Genomic DNA, 14,964 nt, shown 5'->3' with positions numbered 1-14,964 from the left:
TGCTATTACCAATTTGAAACTCGCTTCCAAGTTCAATATCATTTCGTTTGTCTTGCTTTTCAATTTGTTCTCTTGTTTGGTTCGGATTTTGTCTCCCTTGCTTACTAATGGCGCATCTCCCTCTCATCTAAGATTTAATGCAATTTTAGTATGCTCAGTTTGGGAGTAAGTTATTTCAACTCATTATGCCAGCTGATGCCAAGGGTATTTTCACCTGCATGCACGCCGATTACCGCGCCTAATGGACAACAGTTGATTTCTAGTTGAGGAAATTCCTTTCTTAATTCATCCTTCCAATTAGCTGCGTGACCCTCGTGCAATCCATATAAAATATATACCTCTTTAAAATGATGCTGCTCGTAGGATGACCTTAAGTAATCCAATATTTTTTCCTTTGCCTTTTTCTCACTTCTTGCTTTTTCTTTCACACTCAGCGCACCATCTTCGATCGAAATAATTGGTTTAACGTTAAGCATGCTGCCGAGAAAGAATTTCAAGCCTGACATTCTGCCGCTTCGGTGGAGCTGTTCTAAACTGCCAACAAGAAACATAGGTCTCGTTGGTTTTCTTAATTCTTTCGAGTTGACTGATTACTGATTCAAGACTAGCGCCTGCTTCAAGCAGCCTTATTCCTTCTTTAAGTAAAGCCGTCATTGGATAGGTTAGGATATTGGAATCAAAGGTGGTTACCGGAATCTCAACAAGCATTGCAGCTTGCTCACTCGAGGATACCGTGCCACTTAATTTTCCTGATAAAAGAACGGCGACAACTTGGTCGTAATCCTTAGACAGTTGTTCGTATAATGTTTGAAAAGCTCCAATGGAAGGTTGTGATGTTTTAGGTGGATTTTTAAGTTGCTTTAATCTCTCGAATAGCTGAGCAGGGGTTAAGTCAATCCCATCAGAAAATTCCTCACCATCAAGTAAAATCGTTAGTGGAATGGTATATAAATCTGGATGATTTTTTAATTCTTCGTCTAAATAGGCTGTACTATCTGTGACCCAAGCCGTTTTGACCAACGTCATCTCCCCTTTTTTATAAAAAAATGAACAGATATGTAAATTAATCGTACATAAAAATTCGAATATTGTAAATATTTTAAAGACCTAATTAAAACCAGCTTTGGATAAAAAGCTGGTTTCGCTTCATATTACTAAAATTCCCTGTTCAGTTGCTTAAGAGTTGTCATGATAAACTCAGTCATTTCAACCAAATCATCCACTTGGTCTTCCCGAATCAATCGATCAAAATCAACATTAATCACATGAGTCTGCTTTCGTACAATTTCAAGTGGTCGATACTGAACAATTTGAGTTATCTTTCTCGTGGACCCCCATACGTTTAGTAGGATGTTTTCAACCGCATGAAAGTCTATTTCCATGTCTTTATGTTCAATTAAAAATTGAAGCCTTAAATGACACCCTGCCTTCTGTTCTGATTGTAAGGCCGATAAAAGCTCTGCTGCTAGATTAACCAGGTTTGATGTCATTTCAATATTCGCTATTATACTGCTTTTAGGTAAACGGAAAGATACATCAAATTTCCGAGACATCTTAGCTATGTTGATTAGATCGTTTCGGTCCGTAATAACAATCTCACCGATAATATCTAAATCATAAAGTGCACCTTCAATCACCACTTTCATGTTATCAAAGGCTGTCGGATCAAACATATCCCATCTACTCTCCTCTTAAGAAAAGCGCAAGCGCCCGCTCGGCCGCTTGCGCTAGACAGTTATCTAGGTTCAAATTTTGCTACTCTTTTTGATTTAGAAAAGCCCAACGGCATTCCCGTTTTCATCCACATCCATATTTAAGGCAGCAGGTTTTTTCGGCAGCCCTGGCATGGTCATAACATCTCCAGTTAACGCAACGATAAATCCAGCCCCAATCGAAGGTTTAAACTCCCTGACCGTCACGCTGAAATCCGTTGGTCTACCTAACTTTACAGGATCATCAGACAAGGAATATTGAGATTTCGCCATACAAACAGCTAAATTAGACCAGCCGAATTTTTCAAAATCAATCAATTGTTTTTTAGCCTTTGAAGAAAATTCTACATCTTTTCCACCGTAAACCTTTTGGACAATTGTTCTAACTTTTTGTTCAATCGGATCAGATAGATCGTATAAAGGCTTAAAATTGGTTTCATTCTTGTCAATGACAGCCAAAAGTGTTTCAGCTAGCTCGATGCCTCCTGCTCCGCCTTTTTCCCACACTTCGGTTAAGGCAACAGGAACATTCTCTCTTTCACACCATCCAAGTAATGTTTTTACTTCAAGTTCTGTATCAGTGATGAATTTGTTAACAGCAACAACTACTGGTAATCCAAAGCTATTGATTGTCTCAATGTGTTTTTTTAGATTTGCAAAACCAAGTGTTAGTGATGGAATATTCTCTTTAGCTAACTCACTTTTTGCTACTCCCCCATGCATTTTTAAGGCACGAATAGTCGCAACAATAACAACTGCTTCTGGTTGAATCCTTGCACTTCTTGATTTAATATGTAAAAACTTTTCTGCACCTAAATCTGCTCCAAAGCCAGCTTCAGTGATAACATAATCCGCTAACTGAGCCGCAGCTTTAGTTGCTATGACGCTATTACACCCATGGGCAATATTTGCAAACGGACCGCCGTGAATAAGAGCAGGCGTATGTTCAATTGTCTGAACAAGATTTGGTTTGACCGCATCTTTTAACAATAACGTTAATGCGCCTTCCACACCTAAGTCACCGACCGTTACCGGCTCCTTATGATAATTATAGGCAACAACCATCCGTGATAATCGTAGTTTTAAATCCTTTAGATCTGTTGCTAAACATAAAACCGCCATAATTTCCGATGCGACCGTAATGTCAAAGCCATCTTCCCTTGGAACACCTTGAAGGGGTCCACCAAGACCGATAATAACTTTTCTTAGTGCACGGTCATTTAAATCAAGGGACCGTTTCCAGACTATTCTCCGTTGATCTATGCTAAGTTCATTTCCTTGTTGAAGATGATTATCGATTAATGCGGCGAGGGCATTATTTGCAGTCGTAATCGCATGTAAATCTCCAGTAAAATGTAAGTTGATGTCTTCCATTGGCAGGACTTGCGAGTATCCACCGCCAGTCGCCCCACCCTTAATACCCATAGTTGGGCCTAGTGAAGGCTCTCTAATTGCGATCATTGTCTTTTTACCTATCCGATTAAAAGCATCTGCCAGTCCAACTGTCACAGTCGATTTACCTTCTCCTGCTGGTGTTGGATTAATGGAAGTGACAAGGATAATTTTTCCGCTATTCTTCGTTTTGAGTTTAGCAAGAGCTTCATTTGAGATTTTAGCTTTGAATTTACCAAAAAGTTCTAGATCATCCTCTTCCAAACCAATTTTTTCGGCGATTTCAACAATTGGCTTCATCTTTGATTCTTGTGCAATATCAATGTCTGATTTCACTTCTGTCTTTAATACCACCTTTATCCCTCGCATTCAGCATTTAGAATTGGACTTACGGTTTCATTGTATCAAATAAGCGCTTTCAATCCGATTATTAATTATGACAAATTAATTAATACTTTTCTGAATTTACAATAATGTTTATAATATAAATATCAAATATTTCAAATATTCATTGACTCCTTATCGTAGGTAGTTATATAAATGGATGTAGTATTTAGAAATACGCCTAATTAACCTGAAGAAAGGGGCTGATCACTTGCCAATTAACATTCCAAAACTCCTTCCAGCGAGGGAAATTCTCGAACACGAAAATATTTTCATTATGGATAATGAACGTGCTATTGCTCAGGACATCAGACCATTAAATATCCTCATTCTGAATTTAATGCCTGAAAAAGAAAAAGCAGAAACACAGCTTTTAAGACTATTAGGAAACTCGCCTTTACAAGTAAATGTCAATTTTCTAAAAACCAACTCTTATGAATCCACCCATACGAGTAAACAGCATCTCGAACAGTTTTACACCACCTTTTCCCAAGTGAAAAACCTAAAATTTGATGGGATGATTATTACTGGTGCCCCTGTAGAGCTATTAGAATTTGATCAAGTTAAATATTGGTCGGAATTAACTGAGATTATGGACTGGGCCAATCAAAATGTCACTTCGACGTTACATATTTGCTGGGGTGCGCAGGCTGCTCTTAACTATCATTATCGGATTGGTAAATTTGAGTTACAGCGAAAATGCTCAGGTATTTATCCTCACCGGATTTTCGAACCAAATGACACTTTGCTGCGTGGGTTTGACGACCAGTTTTATGCTCCCCATTCTCGCTATACTGATGTATCGATTGAAGCAATTAAAAAGAATCCAGAATTAAAATTATTAGCCGCCTCTGAAGATGCAGGTGCCTTATTAATTGCCTCTCGGGATAGAAAGCATGTCATGATTACCGGACATTTGGAATATGAATCAGATTCACTGGCCCAAGAGTATGAAAGAGACTTGAACAAAGGCCTTGAAATCCATATACCGGAGAACTATTTTCCAAATAATGATCCAACCCAGCCGCCAATTAATCGCTGGCGTTCTCATGGTCATTTATTCTTTTCAAACTGGCTTAATTATTATGTATACCAGGAAACCCCTTTTTTTTGGGGTTAACACAAAGTATCGGGTAAATTCCGATGCTTTTTTTATATGATTGTTCGTTTATTATTTGAAAAAATAGAAAGAATATAGAAAAAAGCAAGGTATTGCTTTTAATAATAATTTTAGAGGAGACTTTTCATGGAATCAATTGTGGCACTTCACCGTAATTACTTTGGGGAAATTATCAATTTTGTCACTTCCGAGGGACGAATCATTTCTTACCGAAAGGCAATATTAGAGGCAGAAAATGGCCTAATTCAAGGGGTTCAGGCTATTGAGGAAGAGCATGGCAGAATGTCTTTAATCCCAGAGAGCGACCAATCTTTTGATCAATTCCCAGATTTGTATTAAAAGCACCTAGCAATTACTGCTAGGTGCTTCTTTATTAATCACTTTCATTCTGTTTTTGTATTTCATTTAATGCCTCTATACGCTTTTGGTCTTCTTCAAAAAACTGAACCAGGTCACCAATTCGATCAATTGAATCCCAGCTTAAATGGTGTTCAATCCCTTCGACATCGTTATATATATTTTCATTTTTTACACCGATGATTTTGAGGAACTGTTCAAGTAAATCATGTCTGAAGACCAGGCGCTTGCCAATCTTTTTCCCCTTGGCTGTTAACACAAGTCCTCTATATTTTTCGTAGACTAAATATTCATCTTTATCAAGTTTTTGCACCATTTTTGTTACTGAGGAGGGATGTACTGACAGCGCTTCGGCAATATCTGAGACACGAGCGTATCCTTTTTCTTCAATCAATATATATATTTGTTCAATATAGTCTTCCATACTTGGTGTTGGCATCCCATACCCTCCAAAAAAATTACTCAACTTAAAGTTTACTATAGAAAAAAAATAGTGACAAGTCACTTTATCATTTACCTAAAATATCATTTCTTTATTTTGATGCCGTTTCTTCGAATAAAAATTTTACTTTTTTTTCAGTTGGGTCTAAAAACAGCCGGGCATTAAAGGCCTTTTCTTTATTTGTGAAACCTTCAATCAGCTCGGTTTTCCCTTCTGACAAAAGCAGTTTAATGTTCTTCTGGGTAATATTTTTACCTAATATCTTCTTTGAAATGGTGAAATCACAATGATTTTTTTGGTAATTTGAACAACCGTAAAAGCTGCCCTTATCTACGACTGAACCATCACATTTTTTACAAGGACCCAGCTTGGCATAAGACTGCTTCCTTCCCTTTTGCTTTCCAGGTGCAAAATTTTCGCGAATCTCCTCCGAGAAAGACCAGTTAGTAGCTTGACCAATACTTGACGAAATTAAGTGAATGACCATCTTTTTTGTTTGCTCCATAAATTGCTTTGGTGCAGCAGACCCCTCTGATATTTCCTTTAGTTTCTGCTCCCACTTTGCGGTCATTTCTGGTGAAGCTAAAATTTCTTTGCCAATAGCCTCAATTAGGATTTTGGCTTTAGCTGTAGCATAAACTAAATTCTTAGTAACCTCAATATATAGACGGTCCTTTAGCATTGTAATGATGCCTGCTCTGGTTGCTTCTGTTCCAAGGCCCTCGGTCTTTGTCAGAATTTTTTCGAGTTCTTTATCATCTATATGCTTACCGGCCGTTTTCATTAACGTAATCAATTGACCTTCAGTATAGCGTTTTGGCGGCTGAGTTTTGCTTTCTTTGACTTCCACTTTATCCGTCCGACCCTGCTCACCTTCTGCTAACTTTGGTAGTGCTGGTTCATCATCGGTATCTTTTGGATTCAGTACTTTACGCCAGCCTTCTTCAATTTGAACCTTTCCTTTCGAGATAAACGCTGCTCTTCCATCCACCAATGTTGTCACAGTAGTATATTCAGCAATAGCCTTATTGTAGTGTGCGGCGATCAAACTTGTAACAACTAAATCGTAGATTTTTTTCTCATCTGGAGTGAGCCGCTCAACATTAGGGATTTGTTCCGTCGGAATAATCGCATAGTGGTCTGTGACCTTCTTTTCATTCACATAGCGTTTGTTTTCTGAAATCGAAGCAAAAGGTAACGGGAAGAAGCTTTCGTAATCTTTAATATGACTTAATTTATTTAAGACTTCCGGGAAAGTATTCGCTTCTTCATTTGTAACGTACCGTGAATCTGAACGAGGGTATGAGACATTTCCCTTTTGATAGAGCTTTTGCATAACATCGAGAGTTTTCTTCGGTGAGAATTTAAAGCGTTTATTTGCCTCGGCTTGGAGGGCGGAAAGATTATACAAGAGTGGAGGAAAGAACTCTTTCCTTTCTGAAAGAACCTCGCTGACTTCGGCAGGTTTATCCCTGCAAAAAGCCGCAACTTTTTCGGCTAACTCTTTTGTATTCACTCGGGTTTCCCCATTGTTCTGCCATTTTCCAGTATATTTTTTTCCATTCATTAAAAAATGTGCGAGAACTTCCCAAAAGGGTTCAGACTTAAAGTTCTCTATTTCTATTTCTCTTTTAACAATAAGTGCTAAGGTTGGTGTTTGTACTCTACCAACTGAAAAGACATCGGAAAATCCTTGTTTTTGTAAAAGTAAGCTATACAAACGTGAAGCATTCATTCCAACCACCCAGTCAGCACAAGCCCTTGTGTAGGCTTCAAAAAATAAGCTCCGTGTTTCTTGCTCGTCCAACAGCTTTTTAAAACCCTCTCTAATGCTATTAGCTGTTAACGACGAGATCCACAGCCTTTTCATGGGTTTGTGACATTTTGTTAACCTGAGGATATTGCGGATAATTAGTTCACCTTCGCGCCCCGCGTCACCCGCATGAATAATTTCAGTTACATTAGAATCAGACACTAACTTTTTTATGACTGCAAATTGTTTTGCCTTATCTTTCGTTACTTCGTATTCAAACTGTTCAGGGATAATTGGTAAATTATCTAACGACCATTTTTTCCAGCCTTGCTGATATTTTTCGGGAGAGACTAATTGGCATACATGACCAATTGCCCAAGTCACATAGGCTCCCTTAGGAAAAATATCATTTGGATAAATTTCGATAAAACCATTTTGTTTTTTATGTTTAAAGATTGATGCTAAGGTTGACCCTTGATCCGGCTTTTCGGCAATAATTAATTTCATTATGATTGCTCCCTTTTTACAAAGCATCCCGAAATCCATTTTACCCATTAAATCCATTGTTCGTAAAGAATAAATAATCACCACATCAACTAATTTCCTTTCCAATTTTATGATAGAGGATGATCAAGAATATATAATCGACTGTATCATTCTTCACTTTTCAGTAATTGTAGATTCATTCAATTTCTAAGTACAGTGGTAATAATGATAATAATTATTTTTAGAATTCCTCTCAAAGTTCTTACTATTAAAATAGCAGACTACGTCACGAAATCTCCTTAGTATTTTGTCTGTTATTTGACAAATAGACTAAATAATAAAAAAGAGTGATCAAATGATCACCCAGGCTGTCGAGAAACTTTCGACAGCCTCTTATTTTCTACAATAACTTTAACCATTCACCGCGTTAATTTATTATAATATTATTAATATATAGGCTTTGCAACATGTCTGTTGATTTGCGCTCCAGGCACTTCGCTTTCCGCGGGCGTGCCGGGGAGCCTCCTCGGCCCCGTACTCCCGCAGGAGTCTGCGTGCCTTCCGCGGAAATCAACAGGCTCATTAGCAGGTACAATGAATAATTAAATGCTGAGAATAAAAAATTGCCGAGAAAAATACCCTTTCTCGACAATCTGAGTGATCAAATGATCACCCATAATGCTTGCTATTGTTAACTCAACGGCTTTATTGAAGGAAGATCCTGACTAAACCAATTATCCTCGGGGATAATATTCGAAACTGTTAAAATTAAGGATGGAATTCTCTCCACATTGAACACAATTGCACCAATTTTCTTTGTAAATATGATAAAGGCATTTCCATGTGAATAATTATCTAGGTCTAATCCCATATGGAGCAGTGCAAATAAAATGGTCTGCTTTTCATCAGAATCAATATAAACTTGGGGTGAAAATCTTAATATCCATTCATCGCCTTCAATGGAAAATCGGTACATCCTATCCCCGCCTCTGTAAATAAATTGATTAATTTAAGATATGATGCAGAGGTATTTTTCATGTTAGGGGTACGGACAAAATCAGACACTTAAATATTTTCATAGAAACTACCATAATTTCAATAAAAGAGACAAGTCATTCCTTGACTGTAAATTTTCATTATTGTATATTTAAAGCATCATGTAACTATATATGCATAGCAAGTGGCTGCGTGATAATATTTATCTTTGGCACCAATAAGGGTGGCTTGAAAGGCTTAGGAGGAAGAAGTAAATGCAAAACGGTAAAGTAAAATGGTTCAACAATGAAAAAGGTTTTGGTTTTATTGAAGTAGAAGGCGGCGACGATGTATTCGTACACTTCAGCGCTATCACTGGCGAAGGCTTCAAATCTTTAGAAGAAGGCCAAGAAGTTTCTTTTGAAATCGTTGAAGGAAACCGCGGACCACAAGCAGCTAACGTTGTAAAACTATAATCTAAAATAATCGATCAAGGGCTGACGTTTTCGTCAGCCTTTTTTATAGGCGCTAACAGGACTTAGGTGAATTTTCAACTCAGTTTCTTCCCATACTCCTGAAGTTGTTCTCCCACTGTACACTTTGAAATGCAAAACCGGTGTGCTGCTCTCCGCCCACCTTCTTTTTTCAAATGCTGGTGTAAAAAGCAGCCTTCACAGTATTGAACCATTAAGGATTCTACATGAACCAATAATTGCCTTTTGTTTAAGTCCTTCACAAGAGTTTCACACCCATTTCCTAAAGAATCAATGTTTTTGCAAAAATTTCTTTTCCTTCTAATGCTTGTGTCGCCAATTTATCAGCTTCTTTGTTATCTTTTCTAGCAATGGACGTATATTTAGGGACTAAACCAAGCGTTCTAATTTTTTCCTCTATTCTGTCAAGCCAGCTATTAAGCGTATCCTCATAACAAGGCCAATCCCCTTCCAGCTGTTTTAAAACCACTTGGGAGTCACCTTTAAATTCACAAGATAAATGATGAACTCCTAAATCCTCTAAAATATTTAGTGCATAATAAAAAGCAGCATACTCTGCTTCATTATTTGTTTCCAATTCATCAATCCGTTCATTGGCTCGGATACGGTATTTCTTCTTCCCCTGCTTAAAAAAGATTACAGCCCCAAGACCTGCTTGATTTGTTTCCTTTTGAAACCCTCCATCAAAGTAAACAGTTATTTCATGAGGATCATCTTCAATTTCGGTCATCAACTTTTTCATTTCCTTTAAGATCCATGATGTTCCCTTTTCATCATAAAAAAACAAATCAGATACTTTCCCAGTCATTTCAAGCTCTTCACCAATTTGTATAGCCGTTTCACCTGATACCATTTCAGAGGAAAACTGTACCTTTTCATTATTTTTAATTTTATACATCCACTCTAACCTATAGTTCAATGTCCTCAACCTTTCTAAAAAGAATTCAAGGGCTTTTTAAATAACATATTCCATGACACTATATCGACTACATCATTCTAACCTATTCTGATATATATTCTTATCATACCCACTTCTTCATAGTAGTTATAAGAATAAATATTTTCTGACTTAAAAGAAATATGATAAACTTTCAATATTACGTTTATGGAGGAAACAGAATTGATTGAGGTTTATATTGACGGGGCTAGTGCCGGAAATCCTGGACCAAGTGGGGCCGGGATATTTATTAAAGGAAACGGTATTACAGAAAAATATTCGATTCCATTAGGAAAAATGACGAATCATGAAGCAGAATATCATGCATTTATTAAGGCATTGGAAATATGTTTAGAAAAGGGATTTGAAAATTCAGTCGTGTCATTTCGGACCGACTCTCAATTAGTTAACAATGCGATTGAAAAAGAATTTGTAAAAAACAAACTATACTTACCATTATTTGAACAGGCATTACACTTATCAAAGAAGTTTCAATTATTTTTTATGAAATGGATCCCAAGTGCTGAAAATAAAGCGGCGGATGAACTAGCAAGGCAGGCAATAAGAAAAAATATTCCCGAGGAGCAATGATACATCATGAAAAAACCTATATTTGCAGATTTAAGTTTGCTCCTTGTAACGATCATCTGGGGCAGCACTTTTGTGTTAGTCCAAAATGCGATTGATTTTCTTGAACCGTTTTCCTTTAATAGCATTCGCTTTCTTGCGGCAGCGATTTTATTGATTTTCTGCCTTGTAATATTTGAAAAAAAACAGTTAAAACAATTGAATTTAAAGCTGCTTTTATCAGGTGTATTTATCGGATTTTGGCTTTTCCTTGGGTATGCTACCCAAACAATCGGCCTTTTATATACAACTTCTTCCAAAGCTGGCTTTATTACAGGGTTAAATGTTGTCCTTGTTCCAATATTTTCAATGATGTTATTAAAGCAGTTTCCGAACAGGAATGCTGTCTTGGGCGTGTTAACTGCGACCATTGGCTTATTCCTACTGACGATGACGGATGTTACTTCATTAAATAGAGGTGATGGTTTCGTTTTCATTTGCGCCATCAGTTTCGCACTACAGATCATCTATACAGGTAAGTTTAGTAATAAATATCCAACCTTGCTGTTAACAGTCATTCAAATTTCAACAGTTGCCCTTTTATCGATTTTATCCTCTTTCTTTTTTGAAGATTGGAAAAAGTCATTTAATCTACATATATTACTCAAGCAAGATGTTCTAGTTGCCCTTGTAATCACAAGCATATTTGCAACAGCACTGGCATTTTTGATTCAAACAAATTTTCAAAAATACACTTCTGCAACACGAGTTGCGTTAATTTTTGCAATGGAGCCGGTATTTGCCGCGATTACAGGTTTTTATTGGGCAAATGAACGACTTTCCTATAGTGCCTTAGTTGGGTGCTGCCTCATTTTTGCAGGAATGATTTTTGCTGAGATGCCAACAAACAAAATCCCTTTACTTAGAAAAAACAAGCCCTTTGAGGATAGGGTCTCATAAAAAACTCCCTTTCAGAGAAGGGAGTTTTTTCCTAATTATATCGCTAACAGTTCCTTTTCTTTAACGAACCTAATGGCATCTTTCCTTGAGTTGATCCTGTTCGAAATTAATGTTTCCAGTAACGATACATAAAAACTGCCATCAAAACTTTTTTGCGCTTTTAATGTCAGTTCAATGGCTGTAATACTCATCTCATCAGAAGCATTTGTGTAGTGTTTCCCAAAAAATATAAAGCCAATTGCATCCTCTTGGAATTGAAATCCTTTTCCTTCCAAGTGGTGCAAATAATCTTCGACTGTTCCCAATAACTTTGCCATCCCTCTCCCAACAAACTGTGAACATCCCTTAGAATCTTAACTTAAATTTTGATAATTTTCTATTCTTTTTTGTACATAAGTGACCTATGACTCCCACCAAAACACCTAGAATTGCCCCTCCAACAACTTCTTCGGGCTCATGGCCTAACATTTCTTTTAGCTTTTTTGGAGAGTCCTGTTTAAATTCAACACTTTCCTCTTTATGAATTTTTTCAATTAATTCATTCATTGAGTTCACCTTTAATGTTAGCTCCCCTGTTTGCCTTCTTACCCCTTGCGCATCATACATGACAATTAATCCGTAGATGAGGGAAAGGGCAAAATCAAAGGTTGGCAGTCCACGCTGCATTGCAATGTATGTTGTTAATGTAGAAACCCCTGCTGAATGTGAGCTAGGCATCCCACCGGTACCAAAAAACAGCTCTGGGCGCCATTCTTTCTTTTTATAATAATGAATAGGAATTTTCATCCCTTGTGCTAGTCCCATGCTGAAAAGTGCTAAATAAACACCCTTGTTCATCATATCACCCCTGCTAATATTGTTCGAAAGCCCGTGTTTTATTATTCCACATGGAAATACTAAAAAAGTGGGAGGTGAACGTAGATGGGTAAAAATGGTCAAACTAATCGAGGTGTCAAAGCTCCAGGGGTTAATCCTCAAGGATATGGTCAAGATGCGGAGTTCGCTGAAGAACCAAAAAGTAAACTAGAAAATGCAGCAAAGAAAAAAAACACTAAATAGACGCAAACATAAAAACTGGCTGTCCCTTGTCGAGACAGCTAGTTTCTATTTAAAGCTTTTGCCTATTCGCAAGATAGATGCAATAAGGAATAAGCCGCCTGGCCACTTCAAATTCCCTATGCTTACAACCTGGCCTCCAATTGACTTCAAATAACCATAGCCTTTGGAGTTGATCCATTCCAACATCAATACCCAGTTCATCAAAGGAATGTGCGTATAATGTGTCGAAATGAGCAGAAAATGTTAATGCAAATTGCTCTAGAACTGTTTTTATTCGATCTGACTCTTCCCCAAATTCATCTAAAAGAAAAGTTTCTAAGTCACCGCGGTACCCTCCGCTGCTAATATTGCTAATCAATTGGGCGTTACCGCTGATCCGTGGATAAATTAAGGTAATTTCCCAAAAACCACGTCCATTTTTTTGAACATGCAAGCGATAATCATAGGTTAATCCGGCTTTTGTTTTACATTCAATAAAAGGCTGAAGCAAATATTTTTGCTCAAGGACCAGCCCTTCAATTAGAACCTCCAATTCTTTTTGGTTAAGTACGCTAACTTTCTGACCCTCGGTTAATTTGAACAGTTGCTTTTCATTAAGTTTTTCGATAAATAATATTTTTTTACCTTGATTACCGGTTACTGGTTTAATTACAACTCGAGAATGTTCCTGGAAAAAAGAGATAAATTTTTGTGAATGATTTAATTTTGTGGAAGGAATCAAATAACTGGAGAATTCTTTCGCATTAAAGATTTTTTTGTACACTTTGAACTTATTTCCAACAGGATAACTTGTAAAAATAGCATATTGCTTTAATTTTTTCAAAATGGCGGATTGTCTTTTCGTTTTAGGGTTGCAGCTGTTAATGATGACTGTTGGAAAGTCGATAACTTTTTGTGTCCATTCACCATGTTGATACACCCAGCCATTAATTTTCAAATGATTAAAATCAACATTGTTGTAAGAAAAATAAAAAAAGGGGATTCCCTCCATTTTTGCGACAGCAGCAAAGGGATAAGCTTTTTTAACTTCTAGCGGATTTTTTCGATAGTGAAGCATCCCAATCGACTTCAAAATCATCACATCCTTAAAATGGCTCTAAGTAAAACTTGATTTCTTTCGAAGCTATTAACGCAATCTCCTTGGCCTGTTCAGGTGTATCAGCGCTGGCAATCACATAGGCATAGCGATCACCGAGTGAATACGGCTTTGTTAAGATCGCCCCTTTTCTTGGTTTCACATAAACTTCCTTTACACCATCATAATTTAAGGCTTTAGTTTTTCCTGTTACTTTTATGAGTCGGCCCCGTGAATTAACAGTAAGAAATTTTGCATAAACATGCGTCTTTTTCGTTGCTTTTAAGACGGGATCTAGCCCTAAGAAGAGTTTAAGTGTTTCTTTAATTAAATTGATTCCAGTAGCCTCTTCAATAATTTTATTCATTGCTCCGCCCGACATTCTTGGATTTATTTCTATTAACTTCCACTTCCCTTCAATAAGCCTCATTTCTAAATGACAAGTTCCATTTTCTAATTCAAGTGCTTGAATAATACTTGCAACTGCAACTTCTAATTCCTCTAATGTCTCATTTTCTAGTACGGCCGGATAACAATACCCTGTAATAATAAAGCGATCACCATTTAAGACCTCTTGTTCAATTACTGCCACCATAGCAATCAGCCCCTCCTTAACGATGACTTCGATTAGATATTGCGTTCCAATCAAATATTCTTCAATTAGTACCGGAATAGAAGGGAATTTTTTATTTAAGTACTCCAATCCTTCTTTTAACTCTGAGCAGGTTTCAACCAATAATACATCCTTTGACCCATTTGATACAGGAGACTTTAATATTAGTGGTAAATGACATTGATTTTCCTCAACAAATTTTTGAATAGACTGTTCTCTTTGAAAAATTGTAAACCTTGGTGTAACAGGCAGTGTTTTAAGGTGTTCACGAAAACGAGTTTTCTCCTCCATGATTGCCAAAGCATCCGTGGACATTTGAAAAAGTCCTAATTTTTTCGAGATTCGCGCCGCAAAAGAGACAAATGGATCAATGAAACTAATAACAGCACAGATTTGTTTTCTATCTTCTTCAAGGTTATTAATTATTGAAAAAATCATCTCCTTATCCATTAAATTTTCGACATATACCATCTGATGAACTTCAGGGAATTCTTTCTCTTGCTTTATAAATTCTCTTCTGTTCGTTAACAAAACAGTATAATAACCCATAGTTGTTGAAATACTCAGAGCTTCTCGGCTCGTTCCTGATTTGTTACTTCCAATAAAGACAATTGTTTGCATACCAACCTACTTCCTCT

Annotated in this window: 19 protein-coding genes; 6 read left to right on the top strand and 13 right to left on the bottom strand. The window is 37.0% G+C overall.

All coding sequences use genetic code 11. From position 1 onward, the window contains the following. Positions 1-170 precede the first annotated feature (170 nt). The 4 genes from QF028_RS06095 to QF028_RS06080 form a co-directional block, all read right to left on the bottom strand. Positions 171-551, bottom strand: a complete 381-nt coding sequence (locus QF028_RS06095; RefSeq protein ID WP_429464521.1) for a DegV family protein — start codon at positions 549-551, stop codon at positions 171-173. Continuing rightward, positions 469-1,020, bottom strand: a complete 552-nt coding sequence (locus tag QF028_RS06090) for a DegV family protein (protein ID WP_429464520.1) — start codon at positions 1,018-1,020, stop codon at positions 469-471. Before QF028_RS06090 ends, QF028_RS06095 begins: the two co-directional genes overlap by 83 nt. A 134-nt stretch (positions 1,021-1,154) precedes the next feature. Then, a complete protein-coding gene (locus QF028_RS06085) occupies positions 1,155-1,673 on the bottom strand; it encodes a hypothetical protein (RefSeq protein WP_429464519.1) in 519 nt (172 codons plus the stop codon). A gap of 96 nt (positions 1,674-1,769) precedes the next feature. Continuing rightward, complete coding sequence (locus tag QF028_RS06080) at positions 1,770-3,473, bottom strand: formate--tetrahydrofolate ligase (protein WP_429464518.1); 1,704 nt, start codon at positions 3,471-3,473, stop codon at positions 1,770-1,772. 226 nt (positions 3,474-3,699) lie between these two features. Between QF028_RS06080 and metA the strand changes: the two genes are divergently transcribed. Beyond that, positions 3,700-4,608: a homoserine O-acetyltransferase MetA gene (metA, locus tag QF028_RS06075; RefSeq protein ID WP_410885987.1), complete on the top strand. Its 909-nt coding sequence runs from the start codon at positions 3,700-3,702 to the stop codon at positions 4,606-4,608. Between the two features lie 126 nt (positions 4,609-4,734). Continuing rightward, complete coding sequence (locus tag QF028_RS06070; RefSeq protein ID WP_410885989.1) at positions 4,735-4,947, top strand: DUF3892 domain-containing protein; 213 nt, start codon at positions 4,735-4,737, stop codon at positions 4,945-4,947. A gap of 34 nt (positions 4,948-4,981) precedes the next feature. On the opposite strand, the gene mntR is transcribed toward QF028_RS06070, so the two are convergent. The 3 genes from mntR to QF028_RS06055 form a co-directional block, all read right to left on the bottom strand. Beyond that, positions 4,982-5,404, bottom strand: coding sequence for a transcriptional regulator MntR (gene mntR / locus QF028_RS06065; RefSeq protein ID WP_215003144.1), 423 nt, complete (start codon positions 5,402-5,404; stop codon positions 4,982-4,984). A gap of 94 nt (positions 5,405-5,498) precedes the next feature. Next, on the bottom strand, positions 5,499-7,667 hold the full coding sequence (locus QF028_RS06060; protein WP_429464517.1) for a DNA topoisomerase III: 2,169 nt from the start codon (positions 7,665-7,667) through the stop codon (positions 5,499-5,501). Between the two features lie 670 nt (positions 7,668-8,337). Beyond that, positions 8,338-8,622, bottom strand: a complete 285-nt coding sequence (locus QF028_RS06055) for a hypothetical protein (protein ID WP_214997629.1) — start codon at positions 8,620-8,622, stop codon at positions 8,338-8,340. 274 nt (positions 8,623-8,896) lie between these two features. Here QF028_RS06055 and cspD point away from each other — a divergent pair, with 274 nt between their 5' ends. After that, positions 8,897-9,097, top strand: coding sequence for a cold-shock protein CspD (gene cspD, locus QF028_RS06050; protein WP_026563856.1), 201 nt, complete (start codon positions 8,897-8,899; stop codon positions 9,095-9,097). A 74-nt stretch (positions 9,098-9,171) separates the two neighbouring features. On the opposite strand, the gene QF028_RS06045 is transcribed toward cspD, so the two are convergent. Beyond that, entirely contained in the window at positions 9,172-9,357 is a 186-nt protein-coding gene (locus tag QF028_RS06045) for a zinc-finger domain-containing protein (RefSeq protein ID WP_168244852.1), read from the bottom strand. A 20-nt stretch (positions 9,358-9,377) separates the two neighbouring features. Continuing rightward, positions 9,378-10,034: a reverse transcriptase-like protein gene (locus QF028_RS06040; protein WP_429464516.1), complete on the bottom strand. Its 657-nt coding sequence runs from the start codon at positions 10,032-10,034 to the stop codon at positions 9,378-9,380. 201 nt (positions 10,035-10,235) lie between these two features. Here QF028_RS06040 and QF028_RS06035 point away from each other — a divergent pair, with 201 nt between their 5' ends. After that, entirely contained in the window at positions 10,236-10,643 is a 408-nt protein-coding gene (locus QF028_RS06035) for a reverse transcriptase-like protein (protein ID WP_088088724.1), read from the top strand. 6 nt (positions 10,644-10,649) lie between these two features. After that, positions 10,650-11,579 carry a DMT family transporter gene (locus QF028_RS06030; RefSeq protein WP_215015201.1) on the top strand — a complete coding sequence of 310 codons (930 nt, stop codon included), beginning with the start codon at positions 10,650-10,652 and terminating at the stop codon, positions 11,577-11,579. A 35-nt stretch (positions 11,580-11,614) separates the two neighbouring features. On the opposite strand, the gene QF028_RS06025 is transcribed toward QF028_RS06030, so the two are convergent. Further along, entirely contained in the window at positions 11,615-11,896 is a 282-nt protein-coding gene (locus QF028_RS06025; protein ID WP_214997624.1) for a DUF6123 family protein, read from the bottom strand. 28 nt (positions 11,897-11,924) lie between these two features. Further along, positions 11,925-12,416 (bottom strand): divergent PAP2 family protein, encoded by a 492-nt coding sequence (locus QF028_RS06020; protein WP_088088726.1) that lies wholly within the window; start codon positions 12,414-12,416, stop codon positions 11,925-11,927. A gap of 84 nt (positions 12,417-12,500) precedes the next feature. Between QF028_RS06020 and sspL the strand changes: the two genes are divergently transcribed. Beyond that, on the top strand, positions 12,501-12,638 hold the full coding sequence (sspL, locus tag QF028_RS06015; RefSeq protein ID WP_088088727.1) for a small, acid-soluble spore protein L: 138 nt from the start codon (positions 12,501-12,503) through the stop codon (positions 12,636-12,638). 49 nt (positions 12,639-12,687) lie between these two features. On the opposite strand, the gene QF028_RS06010 is transcribed toward sspL, so the two are convergent. Together QF028_RS06010 and QF028_RS06005 are read right to left on the bottom strand one after the other, a co-directional pair. After that, positions 12,688-13,710, bottom strand: a complete 1,023-nt coding sequence (locus tag QF028_RS06010; RefSeq protein ID WP_429464515.1) for a YheC/YheD family protein — start codon at positions 13,708-13,710, stop codon at positions 12,688-12,690. A 13-nt stretch (positions 13,711-13,723) separates the two neighbouring features. Beyond that, the gene (locus QF028_RS06005) at positions 13,724-14,947 is read right to left on the bottom strand and encodes an ATP-grasp domain-containing protein (protein ID WP_429464514.1); all 1,224 of its coding nucleotides are present in this window, start codon (positions 14,945-14,947) and stop codon (positions 13,724-13,726) included. Between the last annotated feature and the right edge of the window lie 17 nt (positions 14,948-14,964).

Source organism: Neobacillus sp. B4I6 (assembly GCF_050434045.1).
Classification (GTDB): Bacteria; Bacillota; Bacilli; order Bacillales; family Cytobacillaceae; genus Neobacillus.
This window is presented reverse-complemented; position numbering and strand designations above follow the sequence as displayed.

Coding starts and splice junctions, on each gene's coding strand:
- QF028_RS06095 (WP_429464521.1), bottom strand. CDS start 551: ATGTTTCTTGTTGGCAGTTTAGAACAGCTCCACCGAAGCGGCAGAATG.
- QF028_RS06085 (WP_429464519.1), bottom strand. CDS start 1,673: ATGTTTGATCCGACAGCCTTTGATAACATGAAAGTGGTGATTGAAGGT.
- QF028_RS06080 (WP_429464518.1), bottom strand. CDS start 3,473: ATGCGAGGGATAAAGGTGGTATTAAAGACAGAAGTGAAATCAGACATT.
- QF028_RS06070 (WP_410885989.1), top strand. CDS start 4,735: ATGGAATCAATTGTGGCACTTCACCGTAATTACTTTGGGGAAATTATC.
- mntR (WP_215003144.1), bottom strand. CDS start 5,404: ATGCCAACACCAAGTATGGAAGACTATATTGAACAAATATATATATTG.
- QF028_RS06060 (WP_429464517.1), bottom strand. CDS start 7,667: ATGAAATTAATTATTGCCGAAAAGCCGGATCAAGGGTCAACCTTAGCA.
- QF028_RS06055 (WP_214997629.1), bottom strand. CDS start 8,622: ATGTACCGATTTTCCATTGAAGGCGATGAATGGATATTAAGATTTTCA.
- cspD (WP_026563856.1), top strand. CDS start 8,897: ATGCAAAACGGTAAAGTAAAATGGTTCAACAATGAAAAAGGTTTTGGT.
- QF028_RS06030 (WP_215015201.1), top strand. CDS start 10,650: ATGAAAAAACCTATATTTGCAGATTTAAGTTTGCTCCTTGTAACGATC.
- QF028_RS06025 (WP_214997624.1), bottom strand. CDS start 11,896: ATGGCAAAGTTATTGGGAACAGTCGAAGATTATTTGCACCACTTGGAA.
- QF028_RS06020 (WP_088088726.1), bottom strand. CDS start 12,416: ATGAACAAGGGTGTTTATTTAGCACTTTTCAGCATGGGACTAGCACAA.
- sspL (WP_088088727.1), top strand. CDS start 12,501: ATGGGTAAAAATGGTCAAACTAATCGAGGTGTCAAAGCTCCAGGGGTT.
- QF028_RS06005 (WP_429464514.1), bottom strand. CDS start 14,947: ATGCAAACAATTGTCTTTATTGGAAGTAACAAATCAGGAACGAGCCGA.